The organism is Lysobacter fragariae (assembly GCF_054779775.1).
The window spans coordinates 200,419-221,903 of sequence record NZ_BAAGXP010000002.1; the positions used below are offsets into that span (position 1 = coordinate 200,419).

At 66.5% G+C, this 21,485-nt stretch carries 18 protein-coding genes; 7 read left to right on the forward strand and 11 right to left on the reverse strand.

Annotated features, from left to right (window positions below; translation table 11 throughout):
* Window positions 1-59: 59 nt before the first annotated feature.
* Entirely contained in the window at window positions 60-485 is a 426-nt protein-coding gene (locus ACYVD7_RS03540) for a F0F1 ATP synthase subunit epsilon (RefSeq protein ID WP_460759122.1), read from the forward strand.
* A 185-nt stretch (window positions 486-670) separates the two neighbouring features.
* On the opposite strand, the gene ACYVD7_RS03545 is transcribed toward ACYVD7_RS03540, so the two are convergent.
* Window positions 671-1,054, reverse strand: a complete 384-nt coding sequence (locus ACYVD7_RS03545; RefSeq protein ID WP_460759124.1) for a GtrA family protein — start codon at window positions 1,052-1,054, stop codon at window positions 671-673.
* Complete coding sequence (locus ACYVD7_RS03550) at window positions 1,051-3,069, reverse strand: hypothetical protein (RefSeq protein WP_460759127.1); 2,019 nt, start codon at window positions 3,067-3,069, stop codon at window positions 1,051-1,053. The genes ACYVD7_RS03545 and ACYVD7_RS03550 overlap by 4 nt, the downstream gene beginning before the upstream one ends.
* 88 nt (window positions 3,070-3,157) lie before the next feature.
* On the opposite strand from ACYVD7_RS03550, the gene glmU reads away from it, so the two are divergent.
* Together glmU and ACYVD7_RS03560 are read left to right on the forward strand one after the other, a co-directional pair.
* Window positions 3,158-4,528, forward strand: a complete 1,371-nt coding sequence (glmU, locus tag ACYVD7_RS03555; protein WP_460759130.1) for a bifunctional UDP-N-acetylglucosamine diphosphorylase/glucosamine-1-phosphate N-acetyltransferase GlmU — start codon at window positions 3,158-3,160, stop codon at window positions 4,526-4,528.
* Window positions 4,525-5,172, forward strand: a complete 648-nt coding sequence (locus ACYVD7_RS03560; RefSeq protein ID WP_460759132.1) for a hypothetical protein — start codon at window positions 4,525-4,527, stop codon at window positions 5,170-5,172. The genes glmU and ACYVD7_RS03560 overlap by 4 nt, the downstream gene beginning before the upstream one ends.
* Window positions 5,173-5,210: 38 nt before the next feature.
* Here the strand turns inward: ACYVD7_RS03560 and ACYVD7_RS03565 are convergent, their stop codons facing one another.
* From ACYVD7_RS03565 to ACYVD7_RS03595, 7 genes are all read right to left on the reverse strand, one after another.
* The gene (locus tag ACYVD7_RS03565; protein ID WP_460759794.1) at window positions 5,211-6,467 is read right to left on the reverse strand and encodes a sensor histidine kinase; all 1,257 of its coding nucleotides are present in this window, start codon (window positions 6,465-6,467) and stop codon (window positions 5,211-5,213) included.
* A 123-nt stretch (window positions 6,468-6,590) separates the two neighbouring features.
* Window positions 6,591-7,952, reverse strand: coding sequence for a sigma-54-dependent transcriptional regulator (locus ACYVD7_RS03570; protein ID WP_460759135.1), 1,362 nt, complete (start codon window positions 7,950-7,952; stop codon window positions 6,591-6,593).
* A 23-nt stretch (window positions 7,953-7,975) separates the two neighbouring features.
* Window positions 7,976-9,199, reverse strand: coding sequence for an ABC transporter permease (locus tag ACYVD7_RS03575; RefSeq protein WP_460759138.1), 1,224 nt, complete (start codon window positions 9,197-9,199; stop codon window positions 7,976-7,978).
* An 11-nt stretch (window positions 9,200-9,210) separates the two neighbouring features.
* A complete protein-coding gene (locus ACYVD7_RS03580; protein WP_460759141.1) occupies window positions 9,211-10,524 on the reverse strand; it encodes an ABC transporter permease in 1,314 nt (437 codons plus the stop codon).
* A 55-nt stretch (window positions 10,525-10,579) separates the two neighbouring features.
* Window positions 10,580-11,311 (reverse strand): ABC transporter ATP-binding protein, encoded by a 732-nt coding sequence (locus ACYVD7_RS03585; protein WP_460759144.1) that lies wholly within the window; start codon window positions 11,309-11,311, stop codon window positions 10,580-10,582.
* A 66-nt stretch (window positions 11,312-11,377) separates the two neighbouring features.
* Window positions 11,378-11,620 (reverse strand): hypothetical protein, encoded by a 243-nt coding sequence (locus ACYVD7_RS03590; RefSeq protein ID WP_460759147.1) that lies wholly within the window; start codon window positions 11,618-11,620, stop codon window positions 11,378-11,380.
* A gap of 2 nt (window positions 11,621-11,622) precedes the next feature.
* Window positions 11,623-12,918, reverse strand: a complete 1,296-nt coding sequence (locus tag ACYVD7_RS03595) for an efflux RND transporter periplasmic adaptor subunit (protein WP_460759149.1) — start codon at window positions 12,916-12,918, stop codon at window positions 11,623-11,625.
* 259 nt (window positions 12,919-13,177) lie between these two features.
* Here ACYVD7_RS03595 and glmS point away from each other — a divergent pair, with 259 nt between their 5' ends.
* Window positions 13,178-15,019, forward strand: a complete 1,842-nt coding sequence (glmS, locus tag ACYVD7_RS03600; protein ID WP_460759151.1) for a glutamine--fructose-6-phosphate transaminase (isomerizing) — start codon at window positions 13,178-13,180, stop codon at window positions 15,017-15,019.
* Window positions 15,020-15,089: 70 nt separating this feature from the next.
* Here the strand turns inward: glmS and ACYVD7_RS03605 are convergent, their stop codons facing one another.
* Both ACYVD7_RS03605 and ACYVD7_RS03610 read right to left on the reverse strand, forming a co-directional pair.
* On the reverse strand, window positions 15,090-15,509 hold the full coding sequence (locus tag ACYVD7_RS03605; protein WP_460759154.1) for a TfoX/Sxy family protein: 420 nt from the start codon (window positions 15,507-15,509) through the stop codon (window positions 15,090-15,092).
* Window positions 15,506-15,991, reverse strand: a complete 486-nt coding sequence (locus ACYVD7_RS03610) for a GAF domain-containing protein (RefSeq protein ID WP_460759156.1) — start codon at window positions 15,989-15,991, stop codon at window positions 15,506-15,508. Before ACYVD7_RS03610 ends, ACYVD7_RS03605 begins: the two co-directional genes overlap by 4 nt.
* Before the next feature lie 99 nt (window positions 15,992-16,090).
* Here ACYVD7_RS03610 and bioD point away from each other — a divergent pair, with 99 nt between their 5' ends.
* The 3 genes from bioD to ACYVD7_RS03625 all read left to right on the forward strand — a co-directional run bounded on the left by bioD (window position 16,091) and on the right by ACYVD7_RS03625 (window position 21,354).
* Window positions 16,091-16,759 carry a dethiobiotin synthase gene (gene bioD / locus ACYVD7_RS03615; protein ID WP_460759159.1) on the forward strand — a complete coding sequence of 223 codons (669 nt, stop codon included), beginning with the start codon at window positions 16,091-16,093 and terminating at the stop codon, window positions 16,757-16,759.
* Between the two features lie 177 nt (window positions 16,760-16,936).
* Complete coding sequence (locus tag ACYVD7_RS03620) at window positions 16,937-18,103, forward strand: efflux RND transporter periplasmic adaptor subunit (protein WP_460759162.1); 1,167 nt, start codon at window positions 16,937-16,939, stop codon at window positions 18,101-18,103.
* A 158-nt stretch (window positions 18,104-18,261) separates the two neighbouring features.
* Window positions 18,262-21,354 (forward strand): efflux RND transporter permease subunit, encoded by a 3,093-nt coding sequence (locus ACYVD7_RS03625; RefSeq protein WP_460759165.1) that lies wholly within the window; start codon window positions 18,262-18,264, stop codon window positions 21,352-21,354.
* Window positions 21,355-21,485 lie beyond the last annotated feature (131 nt).

The window sequence follows — 21,485 nt, forward strand, 5'->3', positions numbered from 1 at the left end:
AACCAGCATCACCAGAGAGGCGGGCTTAAGCCCGCCCTTACGCGGAAACGAGAGAAACCATGGCATCCACCATCCGTTGCGACATCGTCAGCGCCGAAGCCGAGATCTTCCACGGCGACGCCGAGCTGGTCGTTGTCACCGGTGAGCAGGGCGAGCTGGGCATTGCGCCCAAGCACGCGCCGCTGATCACCCGTCTCAAGCCGGGCAAGGTCGTCGTCACCCTGCCGGGCGGCGAGAAGCTGGATTTTGCCGTCTCCGGCGGCATCCTCGAAGTGCAGCCGCAGGTCGTCACCGTGCTGGCCGACACCGCGATCCGCGCGCAGGACATCGACGAAGCCGCCGTCCGTGCGGCCAAGGAAGAGGCCGAACGCGTGCTGGCGCAGAAGGACCCGAAGATGAGCGCGGCCGAAGCCGAGCAGCAGCTGGCGATGAGCCTGGTGCAGCTGCAGGCGCTGGAGCGTCTGCGCAAGAACATGAAGCACTGAGCCAGCGGCTCGTTGGCTTCAGCAGAACGCCGGCCTTGTGCCGGCGTTTTTGTTTTTGTGGTGTCGCGCGGTACACCGTGACTGGCTCGCGAGCTTCGTTGACGAAGAGCACAAGCGGCGCATCCGCCGGTGCGATCACGGCACTCAGCGCCTCAGCCGCGAATGGAGTGGGCCCGAGCGTGCGGCTAGGCCCGGTACACCCACTGTCGCGACAGCACGAAACTCACCCCGGCCAGCAGCACTTCGATCACCGGTTTGGCGACCCACGCCCATTTCAGCCCCGCCGCATTTTCGACGCCGCCGATCGCAAGCGTGCTGAGTGCCGTCATCAACAGCCACATCAGCACGAAGCGCCCGAGCTGACGGCGGCCCACCCGGGTGTCGTCGCTGGCGAAGGTGATGCGCCCGTTGAGCCAGAACCCCAGCGTCGCGCCGCTCACGCGTCCTGCGACGTTGGCGAGCTCCACCGCCAGGCCGAAATGGCTCAATGCGATCGTCATCGAGCAATCGACGACGTACTGCAGCACGCCGATCAGGAAGTAGTGGCGCCCCTGTCGCAGCAGGCTCATGGCGGCGTACCGGGTGGAATCCGCCACCACTCCGCCTCGTCGACGACGCGTTCGCGCACCGCGCCTGCCCGCGCGAGTCCCGCCCGCTGCGCGGTAGTCAGCGAGGCCGGACGCAGCATGACGTCGGTGATGCTTTCGCGCCGCAGCAGGAGCGCCCACGCCTGACCGGAGGGATCTCGTTCCGCGATGCGTCCGGCCGACTCGAAGGACGGCGAATACCACGCCAGCGTACGACCGTCGCCGGCGAACTCCGCGTGCGTCGCGCCATGCAGGTCGAGCACGCGATGCGCACCGCCTTGTGCGCGAAGGGCGGCGGCGATCGCACGTTCGGGCGCATAGCGCTCGAAAAGCACGACGTCATTTCCGAGCGAAGCCAGGCTGCGCTTGATCCCGGCGGCGTGCAGGATCCACTGCGAATTCGCCTGAAACGCGAAGTTCAACACCACGATGGCCGCGATCAATCGCAGGGCAGCCCGCTGCGAAACCGACTGCTGCAATGCCAGCACCATCGGCGCGATCAGCAGCACGACCCCCGGATGCGTATAGCGCGCGTACTGCATCACCAGCAGCGGCATTGCGATTGCCAGCGTCGCGCACAGCGCCAGCGCCCGGCTCGATCTTGTGTGCAGCGCGATCAGCCACGCGCCCATCAGTGCCACCAGTACGAAGCCGAAGCCGCCGTTCCAGCCCTCCAGGTAGCGCGCGGTTGCGAACGTCATGTCCCACGGCAGTGCCAGGTCGAAACCCTGCTGCCAGCGCGAATCCACGTAATTGTGCGAAGCAAAGTAAGGCGACCGGAAATAGCCGTTGAGCACCGGCAGCAACGGATTGCCAGTGATCTTCCACGCATAGAGATAGCTGGAACCGGCAATGAGCGCCGCGGATGCGCCACCTGCCGCCGCGATCGCGAAGGCACGCGTGCCCAGCGAACTGCGCCAGCGCGCTGCGGCCCAGACCAGCAGCGGAAGCGCCGCGAGGGCGTGGATCGGCTTGAGCGCAACCAGCAGCGCCATCAGCGCTGCGCCGGCAACAAGCGGGCGCTGCACTCTTGATGGCTCAAAAATCAGCGCCGCGAGGGCGACCATTACCGCAGTTGCCGCCGTTTCGGTCTGCATGCCGCCCAGCAGTCCGGCGACCAGCGGCAGCGACGCAAACAGCGCCAGCATCGCCCAGCGCATCGCCGCCGTTAGCGAAAGCGACAGGCCGATACACCACAGCCCGACCAGCGACGCCACATACCAGACAATGTTGAGCGCGCTACGCGATTCCTCGCGCGCCATCACCTGCGCCACACCCTGCAGGACATCGCCCGCCCACGGTGCCAGTGCCCAGACCTGATGGGTCGGGTCCAGCGCGTAACGACCGTGCTGCAGCAGCTGCCACGGCAGGCCGAGGTGGTAGGCGAGGTCGTCGTACTGCATGGTCGGGACCCATGCGCCAGCCGACGCCAGTCCTATGGCCATCACGCTCCATTTGGCGACGCCGGGCGATGCCTCCACGGCTTCACGCCAGCCATGAGAAGCGGCGACGCCCAGATCGCGCAACGCCAGATGGCCGAGCGCGGCGACGATCGCCAACAGCGGCACGTACGCCCAGGTGAAATGCACGTGCACTGGCAACAGCCAGCCCACCACGCCCGCGATCAGCGCGAGTCCCACTGGCAGCGCGATCCAGGAATTGCCCCGACCGACCAGCGCGCCACCGACGGCCACGCCCGCGGCGACCAGCAGCGACACTGCCAGCGCAGGCAGCACGCCGGTCAGCAACACGAGTGCGAGCGACCATACGGCGGCCAGCGCGCTGGCCCACTGCCAACGTGCGAACCGGCGCAACGGCCAGGCCAGCAGCATCGACAGACCACCCAACGCCAGAGACTCGCCAAAGCGGCCGAGTGGCAGCGACAGCCACATCGCATTGACGAGAAGGCCCACCGCGCACGCGGCGACACCGGCCCAGATCAGCAAACGAGGCCAGACGTTGGGGGCAGGGGAGGATTCAAGGGCGGCGAACGGCACCGCGGCATGCTAGCAGGCGACCGCAGCTAGAATCATGTGGTTCCGGCCGCAGGGCCGGAGTCCACTGCATCCTGGTCTTGGAGTCCGCATGAGCGCACCGCTGCACGTCATCATCCTCGCCGCCGGCGAGGGCAAGCGCATGAAGTCGAGCCTGCCCAAGGTGCTGCAGAAGATCGCCGGCCAGCCGATGCTCGCCCACGTCATCGCCAGCGCGCGCGCATTGGGTCCGGCTGGCATCCACGTCGTCTACGGCCATCGTGGCGACGCCGTGCGCGCGGCCTTCGTGGGTCAGGACGACCTGCAGTGGGCCGAACAGGCGGAGCAGCTTGGCACCGGCCACGCCGTGCAGCAGGCCATGCCCAACGTGCCGCAGGACGCGCGCGTGCTGGTGCTCTACGGCGACGTGCCGCTGATCGAACCGACGACGCTGCAGCGCCTGCTCGACGCGCCCGGCCGGCTCGCCGTACTCGTTGCCGACCTCGATGATCCCACCGGTTATGGCCGCATCGTGCGCGATGCCGAAGGCCGCGTCGCGCGCATCGTCGAGCACAAGGATGCCGACGATGAACAGCGCGAGATCCGTACCATCAACACCGGGATCATCCGCGCCGATGGCGAACCGCTGCGGCGCTGGCTGGAGCACCTGCGCAACGACAATGCGCAGGGCGAGTACTACCTCACCGACGTGTTCGCTGCGGCGGCTACCGAATTCAGTCCCGCGGAAATGGTCCACGTCGCCGAAGCGATCGAAACCGAAGGCGCCAATGATCCCTGGCAGCTCGCGCAGCTCGAACGCGCGTTCCAGAAGCGTGCCGCCCGCGCGTTGTGCCTGCAGGGTGCGCGCGTGGCCGATCCGGCGCGCATCGACATCCGCGGAAACGTCAGCGTCGGAATGGACGTGGAAATCGACGTCGACGTCGTGCTCGAAGGCGAGGTGAAGCTCGCCGACGGCGTGCGCATCGGCCCGTTCTGCCGCCTGAAGGACGTGACCCTTGGCCCCGGCACCGAAGTGCGCGCGCATTGCGACTTCGACGGTGTCGTGGTCGAAGGCGCGGCGCAGATCGGCCCGTTCGCGCGGCTACGTCCGGGCACGGTGCTGGCCGATGGCGTGCACATCGGCAATTTCGTCGAAACCAAGAACGCCAAGCTCGGCGTCAGCAGCAAGGCCAACCACCTGGCCTATCTCGGCGATGCGGTGATCGGCAGCGGCGTGAATGTCGGGGCCGGCACGATCACCTGCAACTACGACGGCGCGAACAAGTCGACGACGACCATCGAGGACGGCGCGTTCATCGGCTCCAACGCGTCCCTGGTGGCGCCCGTGACCATCGGCAGGAACGCGACGATCGGCGCGGGTTCAGTGATCACCAAGGACGCGCCTGCGGAAAAGCTCAGCGTCGCGCGCGGCAGGCAACAGGCCATCGATGGCTGGCAGCGGCCGGTGAAGAAGCCGAAATGACCTCGCCGGATGCGGTTGGCATGCCATCGGGCCTGCAAGAAGAACTGGCCGCGTTCTACGCCAGGCATGGCTTTGGTGCGGTCGTTGGTTCGCGTCCGCTCACCGTGCCCGTCTACACAGGTTGCCTGCTCGTGCCGCTACCGAACATCGAGACCCGGCACCGTTACCTGAAGTACCACGACCTCCACCACCTGATCACCGGATACAGCGTCGGCCGGATCGGGGAAGGCGAGGTGAGCGCGTGGGAGCTGGGCACAGGCTCGGCGCTCGCGTCGCCACTGCTCGCTGTGATGAACCTGGTCGCGCTTTCAACGGGGCTTGTGCTCGAGCCGCGTCGCATGTGGCGGGCTTTCATACGTGGTGCGCGCAGTCGGAATCTCTATTCGAAGGAAGCCCGCATGGGTGTCGACGCCGGGGAATGGCGTGACGTTTCCCAATTGCGCGATTCGGTGCTGGAGGTGAGGCCGAATGCGCCGCTGCCGGCGATCAGGCGCGTCGAGTTTCTCGGCTATTGCGCCGCCGCGATGGTCGTCCATGCCTGCATCGCGATTCCCGCACTGGTCGCACGCTTCGTTACCGACATCACGCTCGGGAACAGCTTTTTCCAGGCGGTGAAGCCGAAGCAGCGGACTGACCTCTACTGACTGTCGTCCGCCATCTGCCACGCAGGCAGGGCTTGCGATCAGGCGGGCAGCACCAGTGACACGCACAACCCGCCGCCGTCGCGATTGACCAGCGCGATGCGGCCGCCGTGTGCCTCGGCGATCTCGCGTGCGAGGGCGAGACCCAGGCCGGTGCCGTGGCGCTTGGTCGAATAGAACGGCAGCAGTGCGTTGGCAAGGACGGCATCGTTCATGCCGGTGCCTCTGTCGAGCACGTCGATACGCCAGGCATCGGGCAGGCGTCGCAGCGCCAACCCGACGCCGTCCGGTGCGGATCCCGATTCGTGCGCGTTCTTCAGCAGGTTGATGAGCGCCTGCTCCATCTGCGCGACATCGATGCGGGCGATGGTGTCGGGCGAATCGGGCCCGTCGTAGGTGAAATCCACCTGCGAGCGCAGCTGCGCGACGAAACGTGGCCACGGTACGGCTTCGAGTCGCGGCGCCGGCAGCTTGGCGAAGCGCGCGTAGTCGCGGATGAAGCCTTCCAGGTGCCGCGCACGATCCTCGATCGTGGACAACGCCGTCGGCAGGCGTTCCAGCTGCCCGCGACGCAGCAGCTCCGCGCCGGAATGCGCGAGCGAGGCGATCGGCGCGAGCGAGTTGTTCAGTTCGTGGCTGATCACGCGGATCACCTTCTTCCACGTCTGCACTTCCTGCCGCCGCAGTTCCGCGGTGAGCTGGCGCAGCAGGATGAGCTCGTGGCGGCGTCCATTGAGGCGGAAATTCCGGCGCGCGAGATGGTAGATGTCCTCATTGTCCACGTCGCCGACGGTGAACATGCCGTCGCCGCCGCGTTCGAACGCATCACGAAGGGCGTCGGGCGCGTTCGCCATCAACTCGTCGAACGACTGGCCTTCCAGGCGCTTGCCTTCGCCGAGCAGCTTGCGCGCCGCGATATTGCCCAGGACGATGCGGCGCGCCGGATCCACCAGCAGCATCGCCACCGGCGTGTTCTGCACCATCGTGTCCAGCAGCAGTTCGCGCTGCACCAGCGACAGGCGCTGCTCGCGCAGGGCGTCGCCAAGCGCGTTGTGGCTCGCGACGAGTTCGCCAAGGTCGCCACCGCCGTGCCACGACAGGCCGAAGGCGAAGTCGCCATCGCGGTAGCTGGCCACAGTGCCCGAGAGCGCGCGGAACAATGAGTTCATCGGCGCGAAAGCGCGGCGCACGTGATAGACCAACAACGGCAGCAACGCGACAACCACTATCCCGCCTGCCAGCCATGGGTTCGCGAGCCAGCGCGACAGGAACAGCGTGATTGCGACGGCTGCAGCCATGTAGACCAGCGCGATCGCGCCGAACTGCAGGCTCAGTGGCACACGCTGGCGCAGGCTACGCACGTGCCGCTCCGTTGGCGTCGTGTCGACGCCTCGACCTTCCGTGCGTGCGCAGAGGCAGGCTCATGGCCGACCGATCCCCAGGCGTTCCATGCGCCGGTACAACGCCTGCCGCGACAGGCCCAGGTCGCCGGCGGCCTGCGCGACCACGCCACCCGCGCGCGCCAGCGCTGTTTCTATCGTGGCCCGATCCGGCTCGTCGCCGCCGTTGCCCGCGGCCACCGCGCGTACCGGCATCGCCGGCAGTCCCAGGTCGGCAGCGCCGATCTTCTCGCCACGCGCCAGTAGCGACGCGCGCTGGATGGTGTTGCGCAGCTCGCGCACATTGCCCGGCCAGCCGTGCGCCAGCAGCGCGCGTTCGGCATCGCCGTCGAGCTGCTTGCCCGGAGAAAGGAAATGCCGTGCCAGCGGCAGGATGTCGTCGGGACGCTGCGCCAGTGGCGGCAGGCGCACTTCGATCGCATTGAGCCGGTAGTACAGGTCTTCGCGGAACTGCCCGGCGGCGATCAACGCAGGCAGATCGGCATTGGTCGCGCTGATCACGCGGACTTTCACGGTACGTTCGCGGTTGCCGCCCAGGCGCTCGAAGCGCCCGGTTTCCAGCACGCGCAGCAGCTTCACCTGGCCGGCGAGGGGCAACGTGCCGATCTCGTCGAGGAACAGCGTGCCACCGTCGGCCGCTTCGAACTTTCCTTCGCGCGAACGGTTGGCGCCGGTGTACGCGCCTGCTTCGGCGCCGAACAACTCGGCCTCGATCAGCTCGCCCGGCAACGCGCCGCAATTGAGTGCGACGAACGGCCCGCTCTTGACCGATGAATTGGCGTGGATGATCTCCGCGTACTTTTCCTTACCCACGCCGTTGGGGCCTGTGACCAGCACGGGTAGCTCCGAACGCGCGACCTGGCAGGCCAGCGCAAGCGCGGCTTCGCTCGATGCGTCGGCATAGACCAGCCCGCGCAGGTCGAACTCGCGCTCCAGCGCATCGCGCCGACGCCGTTCGCCGCTGCGGTGGCGGGCCAGCTCCTGCCGTGCCTGCGACAGCTCCAGCAGGTTGTTCACCGTCGCCAGCAGCTTGCGGTCGTCCCACGGCTTGGCCAGGTAGTCGGCCGCGCCGGCCTTGACCAGGTCCACCGCCGATTCCAGATGCGTCCACGCGGTCAGCAGGATTACCGGCAAGTCGGGATGCGCGGCGCGGATCTGCGCGAACAGGGCGACGCCTTCCTCACCCGAGGTCGTGTCGGCATGGAAGTTCATGTCCTGCACCACCAGGTCGATGGGCTCGCGGGAGAGAAGCGCGAGCCCATCGGCCGGTGACGTCACTGCACGCGTGTCGAGGTCATGCAGTGAGAACAGGGTTTCCAGTGCCGTGGCGACGGCGGGGTTATCGTCGATGACGAGGATCTTCGGTGCGGGACTCGTTGGCATCGCCACAGATTACCCGTTGTTGCCTACACGCTGCGCGTGGCGACGGCCGGGGGCACCGATGCGGCGCGCCGCGCCGGACCGAACACCGACAACTGCCCCAGTGTCCACAGCACCACCGCGCCGACGGGCAGGTACACAGCCGGCAGGCGCGGAAGTTCGTACGCACCCATCAACAGCTGGTTGATGCCATACGCGCCGATCATGCCTATCACGATGCCGAGCGTGGCGAGCAGGAAATTCTCGGTCTGGAAGTAGCGCAGGATCTGGCCCTTGGTTGCGCCCAACGCGCGGCGAACGCCAATCTGCTTGGTGCGTTGCTGCACCCAGAAGCTGGCAAGGCCGACGATGCCCAGCGCGGTCACCACCAGCAGCGCGATGCACACCGCCACCAGCAGCCACACCATCGAACTATCCTGCTGGAAGAACTCGTCGCGGATCTGCTGCTGCGTCTTCTGCGAAAGGATGATCCGGTTGGGACTGTTCTTCTCCAGTGCCTTCACCGCGTCCTTGAGCACGCGATCGCGCTGCTCGGGCTTGGTCCGCAGCACGTAGTAGCCGCCGGTGTCGTAGGGCAGGCGGACCGGCAGCAGCATCGAGTATTCCGGCGGCATGTCCTTCGGGCCGAAATAGGGACGGACCAGCGCGTCGACCACGCCGATCACGGTGATCGGCTTGCCGTCGCCGAAGTAAATCACTTCGCCGACGCCATTCTTGCCGGGGAACAGCTTCTGCGCCATGGCGCGGGTGATGATCGCCACGTTGACGTGCAGGCTGCTGAAGCCGGCTTCAGCGTTGTAGTTGATGATCTCGTCGGCGCTGAAGTCGCGCCCGCCGGTGAGCTTGAGTCCGAAGGTTTCCAGTAGTTCGCCACTGTCCATGTAGGTGGTGGCGTTGAGCGAGGATTCCTTCTGGTCCGGCGTCACCGATACGCCATTGTTCCACGACGAGTTGCCGAACGGCACCTCGTTGGTGGATACGGCCGCGGACACGCCGGGAATGGCGTGCAGCGCGGCGAGATCCTCACGGGTCAGGCTGGACGCGTTCTGATCAGTGCCGATGCCGGTGAGAGTGACCACGACCTGTTCCTTCTCGGCCACGCCGCTGGGCATGTCGATGCGGGCCAGGCGTTCGCGGATCAGGAAAACCGCGTTGCAGATGATCGCGCAGCTCAGCGCGATCTCCATGACGATCAACGCGGCTGCGGTCTTGTGCCGACGCAGGGTGGAGAGAATGGGGCGGATGTCCATGGCGAGCCTCTTCAATGGGTCTTGAGCTGGATGGCCGGCGTGACCTGGCACGCACGCCATGCGGGCAACGCGCCGGCGAACAGGCTGGCGACAAGCGCGATTGCAAACGTCGCCAGCAACATCGCCGGATCGAGGTGGGCGAGCGCGGCGTGTTCAACAGGCTGCTGGCGCACGGCCCACAGGCCGAGGAATGCCAGACCCAATCCGAGTACGCCGCCGACAAGGCCGACCGACACCGCTTCGATCAGGCACTGCGCGAAGATCGCACCGCGCGAGGCGCCCAGCGCGCGCCGGACGCCGATCTCCGCCGAGCGCCGCATGAACTTCGCCAGCAGCAGGCCGACGGTGTTGAGCAGGCACACCAGCAGGAAGCCGAATGCCAGCCACATCTGCAGGTTGACGTCATCGGGCACGACGCGGTTGAACTTGAGGTAGCCCATCAGGTCGCGCATCTGGACATTGTTGGGACGCTGGAATCGACCGGCCGCGCGCTGCTGGTCGGAGTAGTTTTCCAGGAACGCGCGGTAGTCCTTCGCCTTCCGCGCCGAATCGAGCTGCACCCAGAACTGCATCCACACGCAGGGTGCGCCGACATCGGTATCGCGCACGCCATCGGGACGCTCGTCGAAGCAGTTCATGTTGCCGTTACGGCCGAGCTTGAGGTCGCGCGAAGTGGAGAACGGCAGGTACACCTGCTCGGCCTCGCCATAGCCATGCCGACTGGTGAACATGTCGTAGAACTTCGGCACCGGCCGCCACGCATCCAGCACACCGATCACGCGGAAGTCGTTGCCATCCAGGCGCAGCGTCTTGCCGACGCTGTTGCCGCCACCGAAGACCTTCTCGTTCAGCGCCTTCGCGATCACCACGTCGCGCGCGTGGGCGTCGTCGGCCGCGGCGTCCCAGCCGCTGCCGTACAGGAACGGCACCTCGAACATGGGGAAGAAGTCCGCGCTGGTGTAGCGCGCATCGGCGGAGAACGGCAGCACGCCAGCGCGTTGCGGCTGCACGGCGACGCCGCCGCCAGTCATCAGCGCCTGGCGGTCGGCACGCCTGGCCTTGAGCAGGTTCTCGGCGTCCAGGCGCGTGACCTGGTCCGGCGGTTCGTCACCCTTGTGGTAGTCCTCGGCGCGGCCGGGGTCGATCTGCGGATAGAACAGGGTCTGGCTCTTGCCCGGCAGCGGGTCGCCGGACAGCACGTGGTAGACCGTGAGCGTCGTCATCGATGCACCGATGCCCAGCGCGATCGCCAGCACCATTAGTGCGGTGAGCACCTTGTTGCGCCTGAAGCTGCGCAGGGCGAGATTGAAGTAGTAGGCAAGCATTCCTGGCTCCGTAGGGCGGGTCTTGACCCGCCGTCATGCAGTTGAGTTGTTCGAGTCAGGCAACTGGATTCGATTCCGCCGCAGCCGCGAGGTCGCGAGCGCGCAGGAGGCTCGACTCGACCGAGATGTCGGTTGCCATGCCATCGACGATGTGCACGTTGCGCTGTGCGCGCGCGGCCAGTTCCGGGTCGTGGGTCACCATCACTATCGTGGTGCCGGCCGCGTTGATCTCCTCGAGCAGCTCCATCACACCACGCGCCATCTGCGAATCCAGGTTGCCGGTGGGTTCGTCCGCGAGCAGCAGGCGCGGCGTGCCGGCGAGCGCGCGTGCGATCGCGGCGCGCTGCTGCTGGCCACCGGAGAGTTCAGCGGGGTAGTGCTTCATGCGCGAACCCAGGCCCACCTGGCTGAGCGCCTTCTCGATGCGCTGCCTGCGGTCGGCGGCACTGAAGCCGCGATAGCGCAGCGGCACGTCGACGTTGTCGAACAGGTTCAGGTCGGGAATCAGGTTGAAGCTCTGGAAGATGAAACCGATCTTCTGGTTGCGCAGCTTGCTGCGGGCGTCATCGGACAGGCCGCTGACATCCTGGCCATCCAGCGTGTACGTGCCGCCGGTGAATTCCTCAAGCAGGCCGGCGATGTTGAGGAACGTGGTCTTGCCCGAGCCGGAGGGGCCGGTGACGGCGACGAACTCGCCATCGCGCACGTGCAGGTCGAGCGAACGCAGGGCGTGGGTTTCGACGAGTTCGGTCCGATAGACCTTGGTGACGGCTTGCATGTGCAGCATGGCGGGGGTCCTTGGCGTTGTACGGGTTGAGTGGTTTGGATGCGGGAAAGTGCGGGCGCGTTGCCGTCAGCGCACCTGGAAGCCGTGCAGGTCGCTGCCGCGCAGGTAGTCGCGACGACGCCAGTCGAAGGCCCATGCCGACAACGCAACGCTGTTGGCGGCTTCGACATCGCGGTCGAAATCCATCAGCTCGGGCGTCATCAGTTCGGACACGCGGCGCGGCACGGCGTCGACCAGGTCCTGCGCGGTCCAGTTGCTGGGGAAGAGGGGAGTTCGGGGGGAGGTGCGATCAGTGTTCATGGTGTTCATGTTCATTCTCCGGTGATGCGGACTTTTTCGGATTCGCCGAAACCGTCGGCGCCGGATACCACGATGCGATCCCCCTCTTTCACACCGTCGAGGATTTCGACCGCACCCAAGCTGCTCGCGCCGGTGCGCAGACTGCGCTTCACCGCGCTGCTGCCATCCATCACGTAGCCGCTGTTGCCGCCGCCCTGTTCCAGGAATGGGCCGCGTTCGACCATCAACACGTTGCGACGCGTATCCAGCAGGATGCGCACGCTCAGGCGCTGGCTCTGGCGCAGGCCCGGCGGCTGCTTGTCCTTGAAGCGAAGGCGGCCGGTGACTTCGCCGTTCACGACTTCCGGCGACACGGCGGACACTTCGGCGTCGAAGGTTCCCGTCGGCGCGGTGAGTTGCGCGGGCATGCCGATCGCCAGGTCGCGCGCGAAGCTTTCGGGCACCTTGATCTCGACTTCGAACGCAGTCAGGTCGACCACGCTCAGCACCGGTGCGTTGACGGCGACGTTCGTGCGCTGCGCCGCCATCACCTGGCCCACCTGGCCATCGAACGGGGCGCGCAGGGTCAGCGCGTCGACCTGGCGCTGCAATTCGGTAACGACCGCGCGCTGGCGATCGGCGAGCAGGCGCTTGTTGCGCATGTCCAGCCCGGCGCCCTGGCCGAGCAGGCCGAATTCGTTGCGCGCGCTGGCCAGGCCCAGGTCCGCTTTCTTCAGCGTGTCCTGCGCGCGGGCGACGTCGATCTGCGCAACGGCACCGCCTTCGAACGCGCGCTGGTTGCGTTCCAGGTCGCGCTCCGCGGCGACGCGGTCGATCTGCGCCTGGTCGAGCAGCTTGCGCGCGTTGGCGCGGGTCATCTGCGCATCCAGCCCGGCGCGGCTGGCCTCGGCTTCAACGCCGGCGAGGGTGGCCTGTTCCTGGGCGAGGCGGCTGCGCAGTTCCGGGCTGTCGATCTGCGCGAGCGGCTGGTCCTTCTTCACCGCGTCGCCGGCGACGACCTGCAGCGTGACCGCGCCGCCGGCGATGGCGTACAGCGTGGGGCTGTTGGCGGCGATCACGCGGCCTTCGGCGGAGATGTCGCGGACCAGGTCGCCGCGGGTGACGGTGGCGATGCGCAGGCGGGAGGCATCGAAGGAGCGAGCCCCCGCGGACCAGCCCGACAGCAGCCAGCCGATTGCGACTACCAGTGCGGTCGCGCCTGCGCCGGCATACAGCCAAGGACGGCGGCGCGCGGATGGCGAGGCGACATGGCTGCTGGCGTTGCCGTGGACGGGGCGGTCCTGGGCGGAGGTGTCGCGGATGCTCATGGGGTGGGTCGGGTCGGGGTGGAGATATGTTGTTCAAAGCACAACCCGTGCCAACTTCAAGCAATTGATTTCAAAGGTTATTTATTTCGTATCAGCGCGTCCGGGCGGACATCCGGGCGTCCGGACGGACAGTCGGACGGCCTCTAAACGGGGTGGCGACGGTTCCATCCGCGCGGCGGCTGCGATGCGGAATCGACGCGCTGGCCCATCACGACAGCGCGCTAAACTGACGCGTCTTTCCAGCGCGAAAACCCCCTCCATGTGCGGCATCGTTGGCGCGATCGCGGATCGCGATGTGGTTCCTGTCCTGATCGAAGGCCTCAAGCGCCTCGAATACCGCGGCTACGACTCCGCCGGTATCGCCGTGATCACCGGCGACATCGGCCACACCGACGTGCACCGCGTGCGCCGCACCGGTCGTGTCGCCGAGATGGAGAGCGCCGCGCAGGCCGAGCATTTCAGTGCCCACCTCGGCATCGGCCACACGCGCTGGGCCACGCACGGTGGCGTCACCGAAGCCAATGCGCACCCGCACATCAGCCACGGCGTGGCGCTGGTCCACAACGGCATCATCGAGAACCACGAGGAGCAGCGCGAGCGCCTGCGCCAGCTGGGTTACGTCTTCGAATCGCAGACCGATACCGAAGTCATCGCCCACCTGATCCATCACCACCTGAAGGACGGCGACGACCTGCTGGCCGCGCTGCAACGCACCGTGCGCGAACTGCACGGCGCCTACGCGCTGGCCGTGGTGAGCCGGCAGGAGCCGGGGCGCCTGGTCGCCGCGCGCATGGGCTGCCCGCTGCTGGTGGGCCTGGGCGAAGGCGAGAACTTCGTCGCCAGCGACGTGTCCGCGATCGTCCAGGCGACGCGCCGGGTGATCTTCCTCGAGGAAGGCGATACCGCCGAAGTCCGTCGCGACGGCGTGCGCGTGTTCGACGGCGAAGGCAATGCCATCGAGCGCGACGTGCACGTGTCCGATGTGTCGCTGGCGTCGCTGGAACTCGGCCCGTACCGCCACTTCATGCAGAAGGAAATCCACGAACAGCCGCGTGCCATCGCCGACACCATCGAGGCGGTGATCGACAACGGCGCGTTCTCCGCAGAACTGTTCGGCCGCGATGCCGAGTCGGTTCTGGCGGACATCGAAGGCGTGCAGATCCTCGCCTGCGGTACCAGCTACTACGCCGGCCTGACCGCGCGGTACTGGATCGAAGCCATCACCGGCCTGCCGTGCGCGGTCGATATCGCCAGCGAGTACCGCTACCGCACCGTCGTGGCGAACCCGAAGCAGCTGGTGGTCACCATTTCACAGTCGGGCGAGACGCTCGACACGATGGAGGCGCTCAAGTACGCCAAGTCACTCGGCCACGACAAGACGCTGTCGATCTGCAACGTGCCCGAGAGCGCGATCCCGCGCGCCAGCCGCCTCGTGTATTACACCCGCGCCGGTGCCGAGATCGGCGTGGCCTCGACCAAGGCGTTCACGACGCAATTGGTTGCGCTGTTCACCCTGACCTGCGCGCTGGCCAAGCTGCGCGGCAAGCTGGATGCGGCGCAGGAAGCGGAGTACGTCGAAGCCCTGCGCCAGCTGCCCGGCAGCGTGCAGCACGCGCTGAACCTGGAGCCGCAGATCGTGGCCTGGTCGGATCGCTTCGCACCGAAGCAGCACGCATTGTTCCTGGGTCGCGGCATGCACTACCCCATTGCCCTGGAAGGCGCATTGAAGCTCAAGGAAATCTCCTACATCCACGCAGAGGCCTATCCCGCCGGCGAACTCAAGCACGGCCCGCTCGCGCTGGTCGACAGCGAAATGCCGGTGGTGGTGATCGCGCCGAACGACAACCTGCTGGAGAAGGTGAAGTCGAACATCCAGGAAGTCCGCGCGCGCGGTGGCGAGATGTTCGTCTTCGCCGATGCCGACAGCCACTTCGGCGAATCCGAGCAGGTGCACGTGATCCGCACACCCCGCCACGTCGGCGTGCTCTCGCCGATCGTGCACGCGATCCCGGTGCAGCTGCTGGCCTACCACGCCGCACTGGCGCGCGGCACCGACGTGGACAAGCCGCGCAACCTGGCGAAATCGGTCACGGTGGAGTGACTGCGGCAGCCAGCGCTGGAAAAAAGAAAAAGCCCGGGATTCCCGGGCTTTTTTCTGCAGCCGCCGGGCCTCAGTCCTCGGCGGCTGTGTCGCTTTCCTCGTCGACGCTGTCGAACGAAGCGTCGAGCGCGACCGCTTCGCTTTCGTGCGAAGCGTTCTCGTGCGAGGCGCCCTCGTACGAGGTAATCGTGGTCGTCACCGGTCCCGCGGCCGGCCGGTTGCGGGGCGGCGGAAGCAGGGCTGTGGCGGCTTCTGCGGCGGCGATCAATTCGTGGCGTCGCGCTTCAGGCACTTCCTGCCAGTGGCAATCCAGCAGCGCGCCTTCGATGGCGTACAGCAGGTTGAGTCCCGGCTTGAAGCCCGCGCGCTTGACGCGCATGTAGGCCTCGACCGTACCGATCGCGGTGAGTTCTTCCAGCGTGCGTAGCCCCACCTGGCGCAACCAAGCGGCGCTCTTCGGGCCGATGTTCCGCATCTTCACCGCGCTCATTGCAGCGACTCCACCAGAACCTGCGCGATGGCCTCCAGGCCACGCTGGTCGTCTTCGTCGAAGCGATCGGGTTCCGGGCTGTCCAGGTCGAAAACACCGATCAACTCATCGCCGCGCACCAGCGGCACCACCAGTTCCGAACGCGAGGCCGCATCGCAGGCGATGTGTCCCGGGAACGCATGCACGTCAGCCACGCGCTGCGTCTGCCGCGTGCGTGCCGCCGCACCGCACACGCCCTTGTCGAGCGGGATGCGCACGCAGGCCGGCAGGCCCTGGAACGGGCCGACGACCAGTTCGGTGCCATCAAAGAAGTAGAAGCCGACCCAGTTGAGCGACGGCAGTGCGTGGTACACCAGCGCGGAGAGGTTGGCGGCGTTGGCGACGCGGTCGTGCTCGCCGGCCGCCAGGCCGCGGGCCTGGTCCAGCAGCTGCGCGTAGCGTTCGGCCTTGGTGCCGGTCAGCGGAATCGCGGAAAACGTCATCGGGCGAGTGTAGCAGCCGGCTCCGGGGCGTCGTGCCGTCGGCGGGAGGCGGCGGCGGTCCTGTTTCGGCGCGAGGCGGCGCCCCGTAGGATGCGCGCCATGAATGCGTTCTACGTCACCGGGACCGATACCGGAGTTGGCAAGTCGGTGGCGAGTGCTGCGCTGTTGCACGCTTTGCGCGCGCGCGGCATGCACGCGGTCGGGATGAAGCCGGTCGCAAGCGGGTGTGAGCGCACACCGCAGGGCTGGCGCAACGAGGATGCGCTGGCCTTGCTGGAAGCCAGCGATCCGCAACCCGCCTACGACGACATCAACCCCTATGCCTTGCCGCAACCGCTGGCTCCGGAACTGGCAGCGGCCGATGCGGGCGTGGTGATCGAATTGTCCAGGATAGTGGAGGCACATCGGCGCCTCGCCGCGCTCGCCGACGCGGTGGTGGTTGAAGGCGTGGGCGGGTGGGCCGCGCCCCTGTCGGCATCGCTGGAGCAGGTCGACCTCGTGCGCGCGCTGCGATTGCCGGTGGTGCTCGTGGTGGGACTGCGGCTGGGCTGCATCAGCCATGCACGACTGACGGCGCGTGCGATCGCCGCCGATGGCGTGTCGCTGGCGGGGTGGATCGCGAATGACATCGACCCTGCGATGGCGCGTCGCGACGACAATTTCGCGATCCTGCAGCGCGTGTTGCCCGCGCCGTGCTGGGGTCGATTGCCGTTCGCCGAGGTCCCCGACGCCCGCGCGCTGGCGAGTGAATTGCGTCCCACCCTGTAGAGCAGGCCAACTTCGGCCAAGTGCAACCCTGCCAGGACCTGCCTTGTGCGCGCTGCTCGCAGCCTGACTTCCGGCACGGTTATCTCTTCACGGTGGCGAGGCTAAACTCGCCAGTTCAAGAAATGGACTGACGAGGCTGCGATGGGCACGCTGCGGATATCGGGAGTCGCCATCGCCATGGCCACGTTGCTGGCGGCGTGTGGCAAGGGCGATGCCAATGCTCCCGGCGGTGGTCCGGGCGGCCCGCCTGGTGGCGGCATGCCGCCGTTGCCGGTGGAAGCGGTCACGCTCAAGGCGCAGCAACTGAATGCCGGATTGCAGACCGTGGGCAGCCTGCGCGCCGATGAGTCGGTGGTGGTGCGGCCGGAAGTCGCTGGACGTGTCGCTCGCATCGCCTTCACCGAAGGCGCCGCGGTGCGCGCGGGGCAGCCATTGTTCATTCTTGATGGCGGCACCCAGCAGGCCGCGCTCAACGAAGCCGCCGCCAATCTCGAGAACAGCCGCCGTGCCGCCGAGCGCGCCGGCGAACTGGTCAAGCAGAAGCTCATCGCGCAGTCGGATTACGACCGTGCACGTGCCGCCTATGGCGTCGACCAGGCCCGCGTGGCTTCGGCCCGCACCGCATTGACGAAGATGACATTGAGCGCGCCGTTCTCCGGACAGGTCGGGCTGCGCAATGTCAGTGTTGGTGCGTTCGTCACGGTGGGCCAGGATCTGGTCACGCTGGTACGACTTGATCCGATCGAAGTCGATTTCAGCGTGCCCGAAACCGCGCTGTCGCAACTGAAGAATGGCCAGGCGATCAGCATCACGGTCGACGCCTTTCCCGACGACCAGTTTGGTGGCACGGTCACCGCGATCGACCCGGTGATCGATCCCAACAGCCGCAGCGCCAAGCTGCGCGCGCAGATCGCCAATCCCGACGGCCGCCTGCGCCCAGGTCAGTTCGCCAAGCTGCAACTCGACACCGGCGCAAACACCACCCAGGCGGTACTGGTGCCCGAGCAGGCGTTGATGCTGGACGGCAGCCAGCGTTACGTGTGGACCATCGTCGATGGCAAGGCCAAGAAGGTCATCATCAAGACCGGCGTGCGCGTGCCCGGGGCTTTCCAGGTACTCGAAGGCCTCAAGGCGGGCGACCAGGTGATCACCGCGGGCCAGACCAAGCCGATGATGAACGACGGTCTGCCGGTGAAGCCGATGCCGGCAGATGGCGCGCCCGCTGCAGCAGCGCCGCAGGATGCGTCTGCGCAGCCTGCGGGACAAGCCGAACCAAAGCAGGCCGAACCAAAGCAGGCCGCGCCTGAAACGGCCGAACCGAAGCAGGCAGAAAAGGCGCAGTGACGTCGCAGCGCTTCCTCAAGGGGGCGCTGCCCATCTTCGCCGTGATCCGCGCCTAGCCACCGCCCTCATCCGGCGCTGCACGCCACCTTCCTCCCGCTGGCGGGGGAAGGAAAACCGCTTCTCCCGCCGGAGAAGCAAAGAACTCAAGCGAGGCGTCCATGGTTCTTTCCGACATCTCCATCCGCCGCCCGGTTTTCGCCACCGTGATCAACCTGGTGGTGCTGCTCGTGGGCATCATCGCCTACGACCGGCTTGCGGTGCGCTTGATCCCCAACGTCGACGTGCCGGTGGTGACGGTCAGCACGACCTATCCCGGTGCCAGCGCGCAGGTGATCGAATCGCAGGTGACGCAGCCGATCGAGGATGCGTTGTCCGGCGTGGAAGGCATCGAATACATGCAGTCGGTCAGCCGCGAGCAGTCCAGCCAGGTGACCATCCGTTTCCGCCTGAACCGCGACCCCGATGGCGCCGCATCGGATGTGCGCGATCGCGTCGCGCAGGCGCGCGCGCTGCTGCCGCAGGAAGTCGACGAACCGATCGTGCAGAAGCAGGAAGCCGACGCGCAGCCGATCATCTATCTCGCGTTCTCTTCCGATCACCATTCACAGGTCGAGATCGCCGACTACGCCGAGCGCCTGGTCAAGGACCGCGTGCAGACCATTCCCGGCGTGGCGCAGGCGCAGGTGTTCGCCAGCACTTATGCGATGCGCGTGTGGTTGCAGCCGCAGCGCCTGGCCGGCTTCGGGCTGACGCCGGCCGACGTCGAGGACGCGTTGCGCAAACAGAATGTCGAAATCCCGGCCGGCCGCGTCGAGAGCAGCGCGCGGGAATTCACCGTGCTGTCCGAGACCGACCTGAAGACGCCGGAAGAGTTCGGCAACATCATCCTGGGTGACGTCAAAGGCACGCTGGTGCGCCTGCGCGATGTCGCCAAGGTTGAACTGGGCCAGCAGGAAAGGCGCTTTACCTCGCGCTACAACGGCAAGAACGCGGTGCCGCTGGGCATCGTCAAGCAGGCGGTGGCCAACCCGCTGGATATCTCCGAAGCCCTGCAGGTGATGCTGCCGCAGATCACCCGGCAGCTGCCGGCAGGAATGAAGGTGGAGATCGCCTACGACACCACCACGTTCATCAAGGAGTCGATCGACGAGGTGTTCCACACCGTGCTGATCGCGATTGCGCTGGTGATCGCGGTGATCTTCCTGTTCCTGCGCAGCTGGCGCGCCACGCTCATCCCGCTTGTGACGATCCCGGTGTCGCTGATCGGCGCCTTCGCATTGATGTATGCCTTCGGCTTCACCATCAACACGCTTACCCTGCTGGCGATGGTGCTGGCCATCGGCCTGGTGGTCGACGACGCCATCGTGATGCTCGAGAACATCGTGCGCCACATCGAAGAAGGCATGCCGCCGTTCCAGGCCGCGCTCAAGGGCAGCAAGGAAATTGGCTTTGCCATCATCGCGATGACGCTGACCCTGGCCGCGGTCTACATACCGCTGGCATTCTCCACCGGCCGCACTGGCAAGCTGTTCGTCGAATTCGCGCTGACGTTGGCGGGCGCGGTGTTGGTGTCGGGTTTCACCGCACTGACCTTGTCGCCCATGATGTCGTCCAAGCTGTTGCGCGGCGACAACCGCCACGGCCGTTTCTACCAGGCCGGCGAACGCGTGCTGAAGTGGATCGACAACCACTACCGCACCGCGCTGGGCACCGCGCTGGCCTGGCGCAAGGCGGTGATTGGTTTCGCGCTGCTGATCTTCGTCGCGGCAGGTAGCCTGTTCATGCTGCTGCCGCGCGAACTGGCGCCCGCCGAGGACCAGGGCTTCATCATGGGCATCGGCATCGCGCCGGAAGGTTCCACCGTCGAGTACACCGACAAGTACGCGCAACAGATGCAGGGCATGTTGCTCGGCCTGCCTGACCAGCAGCGCGTGTTCCAGATCGTCGGCTATCCGGACGTGACCCAGACGATCGGCTTCACCATGCTCAAGGACTGGGGTGAGCGAAAGGGCGGTTCGGCACAGCAGATTGCCGGCAGTCCGTTCCCGCCCAGCGGTCTGGCGGCGCAGATGTTCTTCGGCATTCCCGGGGTCATGGCGTTCACCATGACGCCGCCACCGCTGGGTCAGGACTTCCTGTCGCAGCCGGTCAGTTTCGTGGTGCAGAGCACTGGCACCTGGGATGAACTGGGCGGCACGGTGCAGCGACTGATGACGAAGATGCAGGAAAACCCGCGTCTGACCAATCCCGATACCGACCTCAAGCTCAACAAGCCACAGCTCAAGATCGATGTCGATCGCGACAAGGTCGCCGCCGTGGGCAGCGATGTCGCCACCGTCGGCCATACCCTGGAAACCCTGCTGGGCGGGCGCAACGTGACCCGTTTCAAGCGCGGTTCGGAGCAGTACGACGTGATCGTGCAGGTCGAGGACGCCGCGCGGCGCACCCCGGGCGATGTCTCCAACGTATTCGTGCGCAATACCAGCGGTCAGATGGTGCAGCTTTCCAACCTGGTCAGCATCAACGAAACGATCGCAGCGAAGGAACTCAACCACTTCAACAAATTGCGCTCAGCGACGATCACCGCTGGCCTGGCGCCGGGTTATTCCGCGGGCGAGGCGCTGGAGTGGATGGAGAACGCCCTGCACGACGTCGCACCGGAGGCCAGCTACGACCTCTCGGGACCAAGCCGCGAACTGCGTGAATCGTCGAACGAGTTCACGATGATCCTCGTGCTCGCGTTGGGCTTCATTTTCCTGGTGCTCGCCGCGCAGTTCGAGAGCTGGGTCGATCCGTTCGTGATCCTGCTGGGCTCGGTGCCGCTGGCGATGTTCGGCGCGTTCCTCGCGCTCAAGCTCACCGGCGGCAGCTGGAACATCTATTCGCAGATCGGCATCGTCACCCTGGTCGGCCTGATCTCCAAGCACGGCATCCTGATCGTTGAGTTCTCCAATCAGCTGCAGGAGCAGGGCCGTAGCAAGCTCGAGGCCGTGGTGGACGCGGCGGCGCTGCGCCTGCGCCCGATCCTGATGACCACCGGCGCGATGGTGCTGGGTTCATTGCCGCTGGCCATCGCGACCGGCGCCGGCGCCGAAGCGCGCAACCAGATCGGTTGGGTGGTCGTGGGTGGCATGGCGATCGGCACCGTCTTCACCCTGTTCGTGGTGCCGGTGGTCTACCTGCTGGTGGGCCGCGATCACGCCAAGGCCATGGCGAAACTCAAGACGCTTGAAGCACAGCATGCGCATTGACAGCCCGCGCATTGACTGAGCGGGCTTCGCAATTCACTCCCGCAACAGGGGGAGAAATGCGAGGCAACAAAAAACCCGGCAGCTGGTGGGCTGCCGGGTTCGTTGTTCCGCGGGGGAGCGGAGAGAGAGGC

Bases quoted from the DNA above. Each gene is read 5' to 3' on its own strand.
- bioD (WP_460759159.1), top strand. From the start codon at position 16,091: ATGAATGCGTTCTACGTCACCGGGACCGATACCGGAGTTGGCAAGTCG.
- ACYVD7_RS03610 (WP_460759156.1), bottom strand. From the start codon at position 15,991: ATGACGTTTTCCGCGATTCCGCTGACCGGCACCAAGGCCGAACGCTAC.
- ACYVD7_RS03560 (WP_460759132.1), top strand. From the start codon at position 4,525: ATGACCTCGCCGGATGCGGTTGGCATGCCATCGGGCCTGCAAGAAGAA.
- ACYVD7_RS03590 (WP_460759147.1), bottom strand. From the start codon at position 11,620: ATGAACACCATGAACACTGATCGCACCTCCCCCCGAACTCCCCTCTTC.
- ACYVD7_RS03540 (WP_460759122.1), top strand. From the start codon at position 60: ATGGCATCCACCATCCGTTGCGACATCGTCAGCGCCGAAGCCGAGATC.
- ACYVD7_RS03580 (WP_460759141.1), bottom strand. From the start codon at position 10,524: ATGCTTGCCTACTACTTCAATCTCGCCCTGCGCAGCTTCAGGCGCAAC.
- ACYVD7_RS03570 (WP_460759135.1), bottom strand. From the start codon at position 7,952: ATGCCAACGAGTCCCGCACCGAAGATCCTCGTCATCGACGATAACCCC.
- ACYVD7_RS03585 (WP_460759144.1), bottom strand. From the start codon at position 11,311: ATGCTGCACATGCAAGCCGTCACCAAGGTCTATCGGACCGAACTCGTC.
- glmU (WP_460759130.1), top strand. From the start codon at position 3,158: ATGAGCGCACCGCTGCACGTCATCATCCTCGCCGCCGGCGAGGGCAAG.
- ACYVD7_RS03625 (WP_460759165.1), top strand. From the start codon at position 18,262: ATGGTTCTTTCCGACATCTCCATCCGCCGCCCGGTTTTCGCCACCGTG.
- ACYVD7_RS03605 (WP_460759154.1), bottom strand. From the start codon at position 15,509: ATGAGCGCGGTGAAGATGCGGAACATCGGCCCGAAGAGCGCCGCTTGG.
- ACYVD7_RS03595 (WP_460759149.1), bottom strand. From the start codon at position 12,918: ATGAGCATCCGCGACACCTCCGCCCAGGACCGCCCCGTCCACGGCAAC.
- glmS (WP_460759151.1), top strand. From the start codon at position 13,178: ATGTGCGGCATCGTTGGCGCGATCGCGGATCGCGATGTGGTTCCTGTC.
- ACYVD7_RS03545 (WP_460759124.1), bottom strand. From the start codon at position 1,054: ATGAGCCTGCTGCGACAGGGGCGCCACTACTTCCTGATCGGCGTGCTG.
- ACYVD7_RS03620 (WP_460759162.1), top strand. From the start codon at position 16,937: ATGGCCACGTTGCTGGCGGCGTGTGGCAAGGGCGATGCCAATGCTCCC.
- ACYVD7_RS03575 (WP_460759138.1), bottom strand. From the start codon at position 9,199: ATGGACATCCGCCCCATTCTCTCCACCCTGCGTCGGCACAAGACCGCA.
- ACYVD7_RS03565 (WP_460759794.1), bottom strand. From the start codon at position 6,467: ATGGCTGCAGCCGTCGCAATCACGCTGTTCCTGTCGCGCTGGCTCGCG.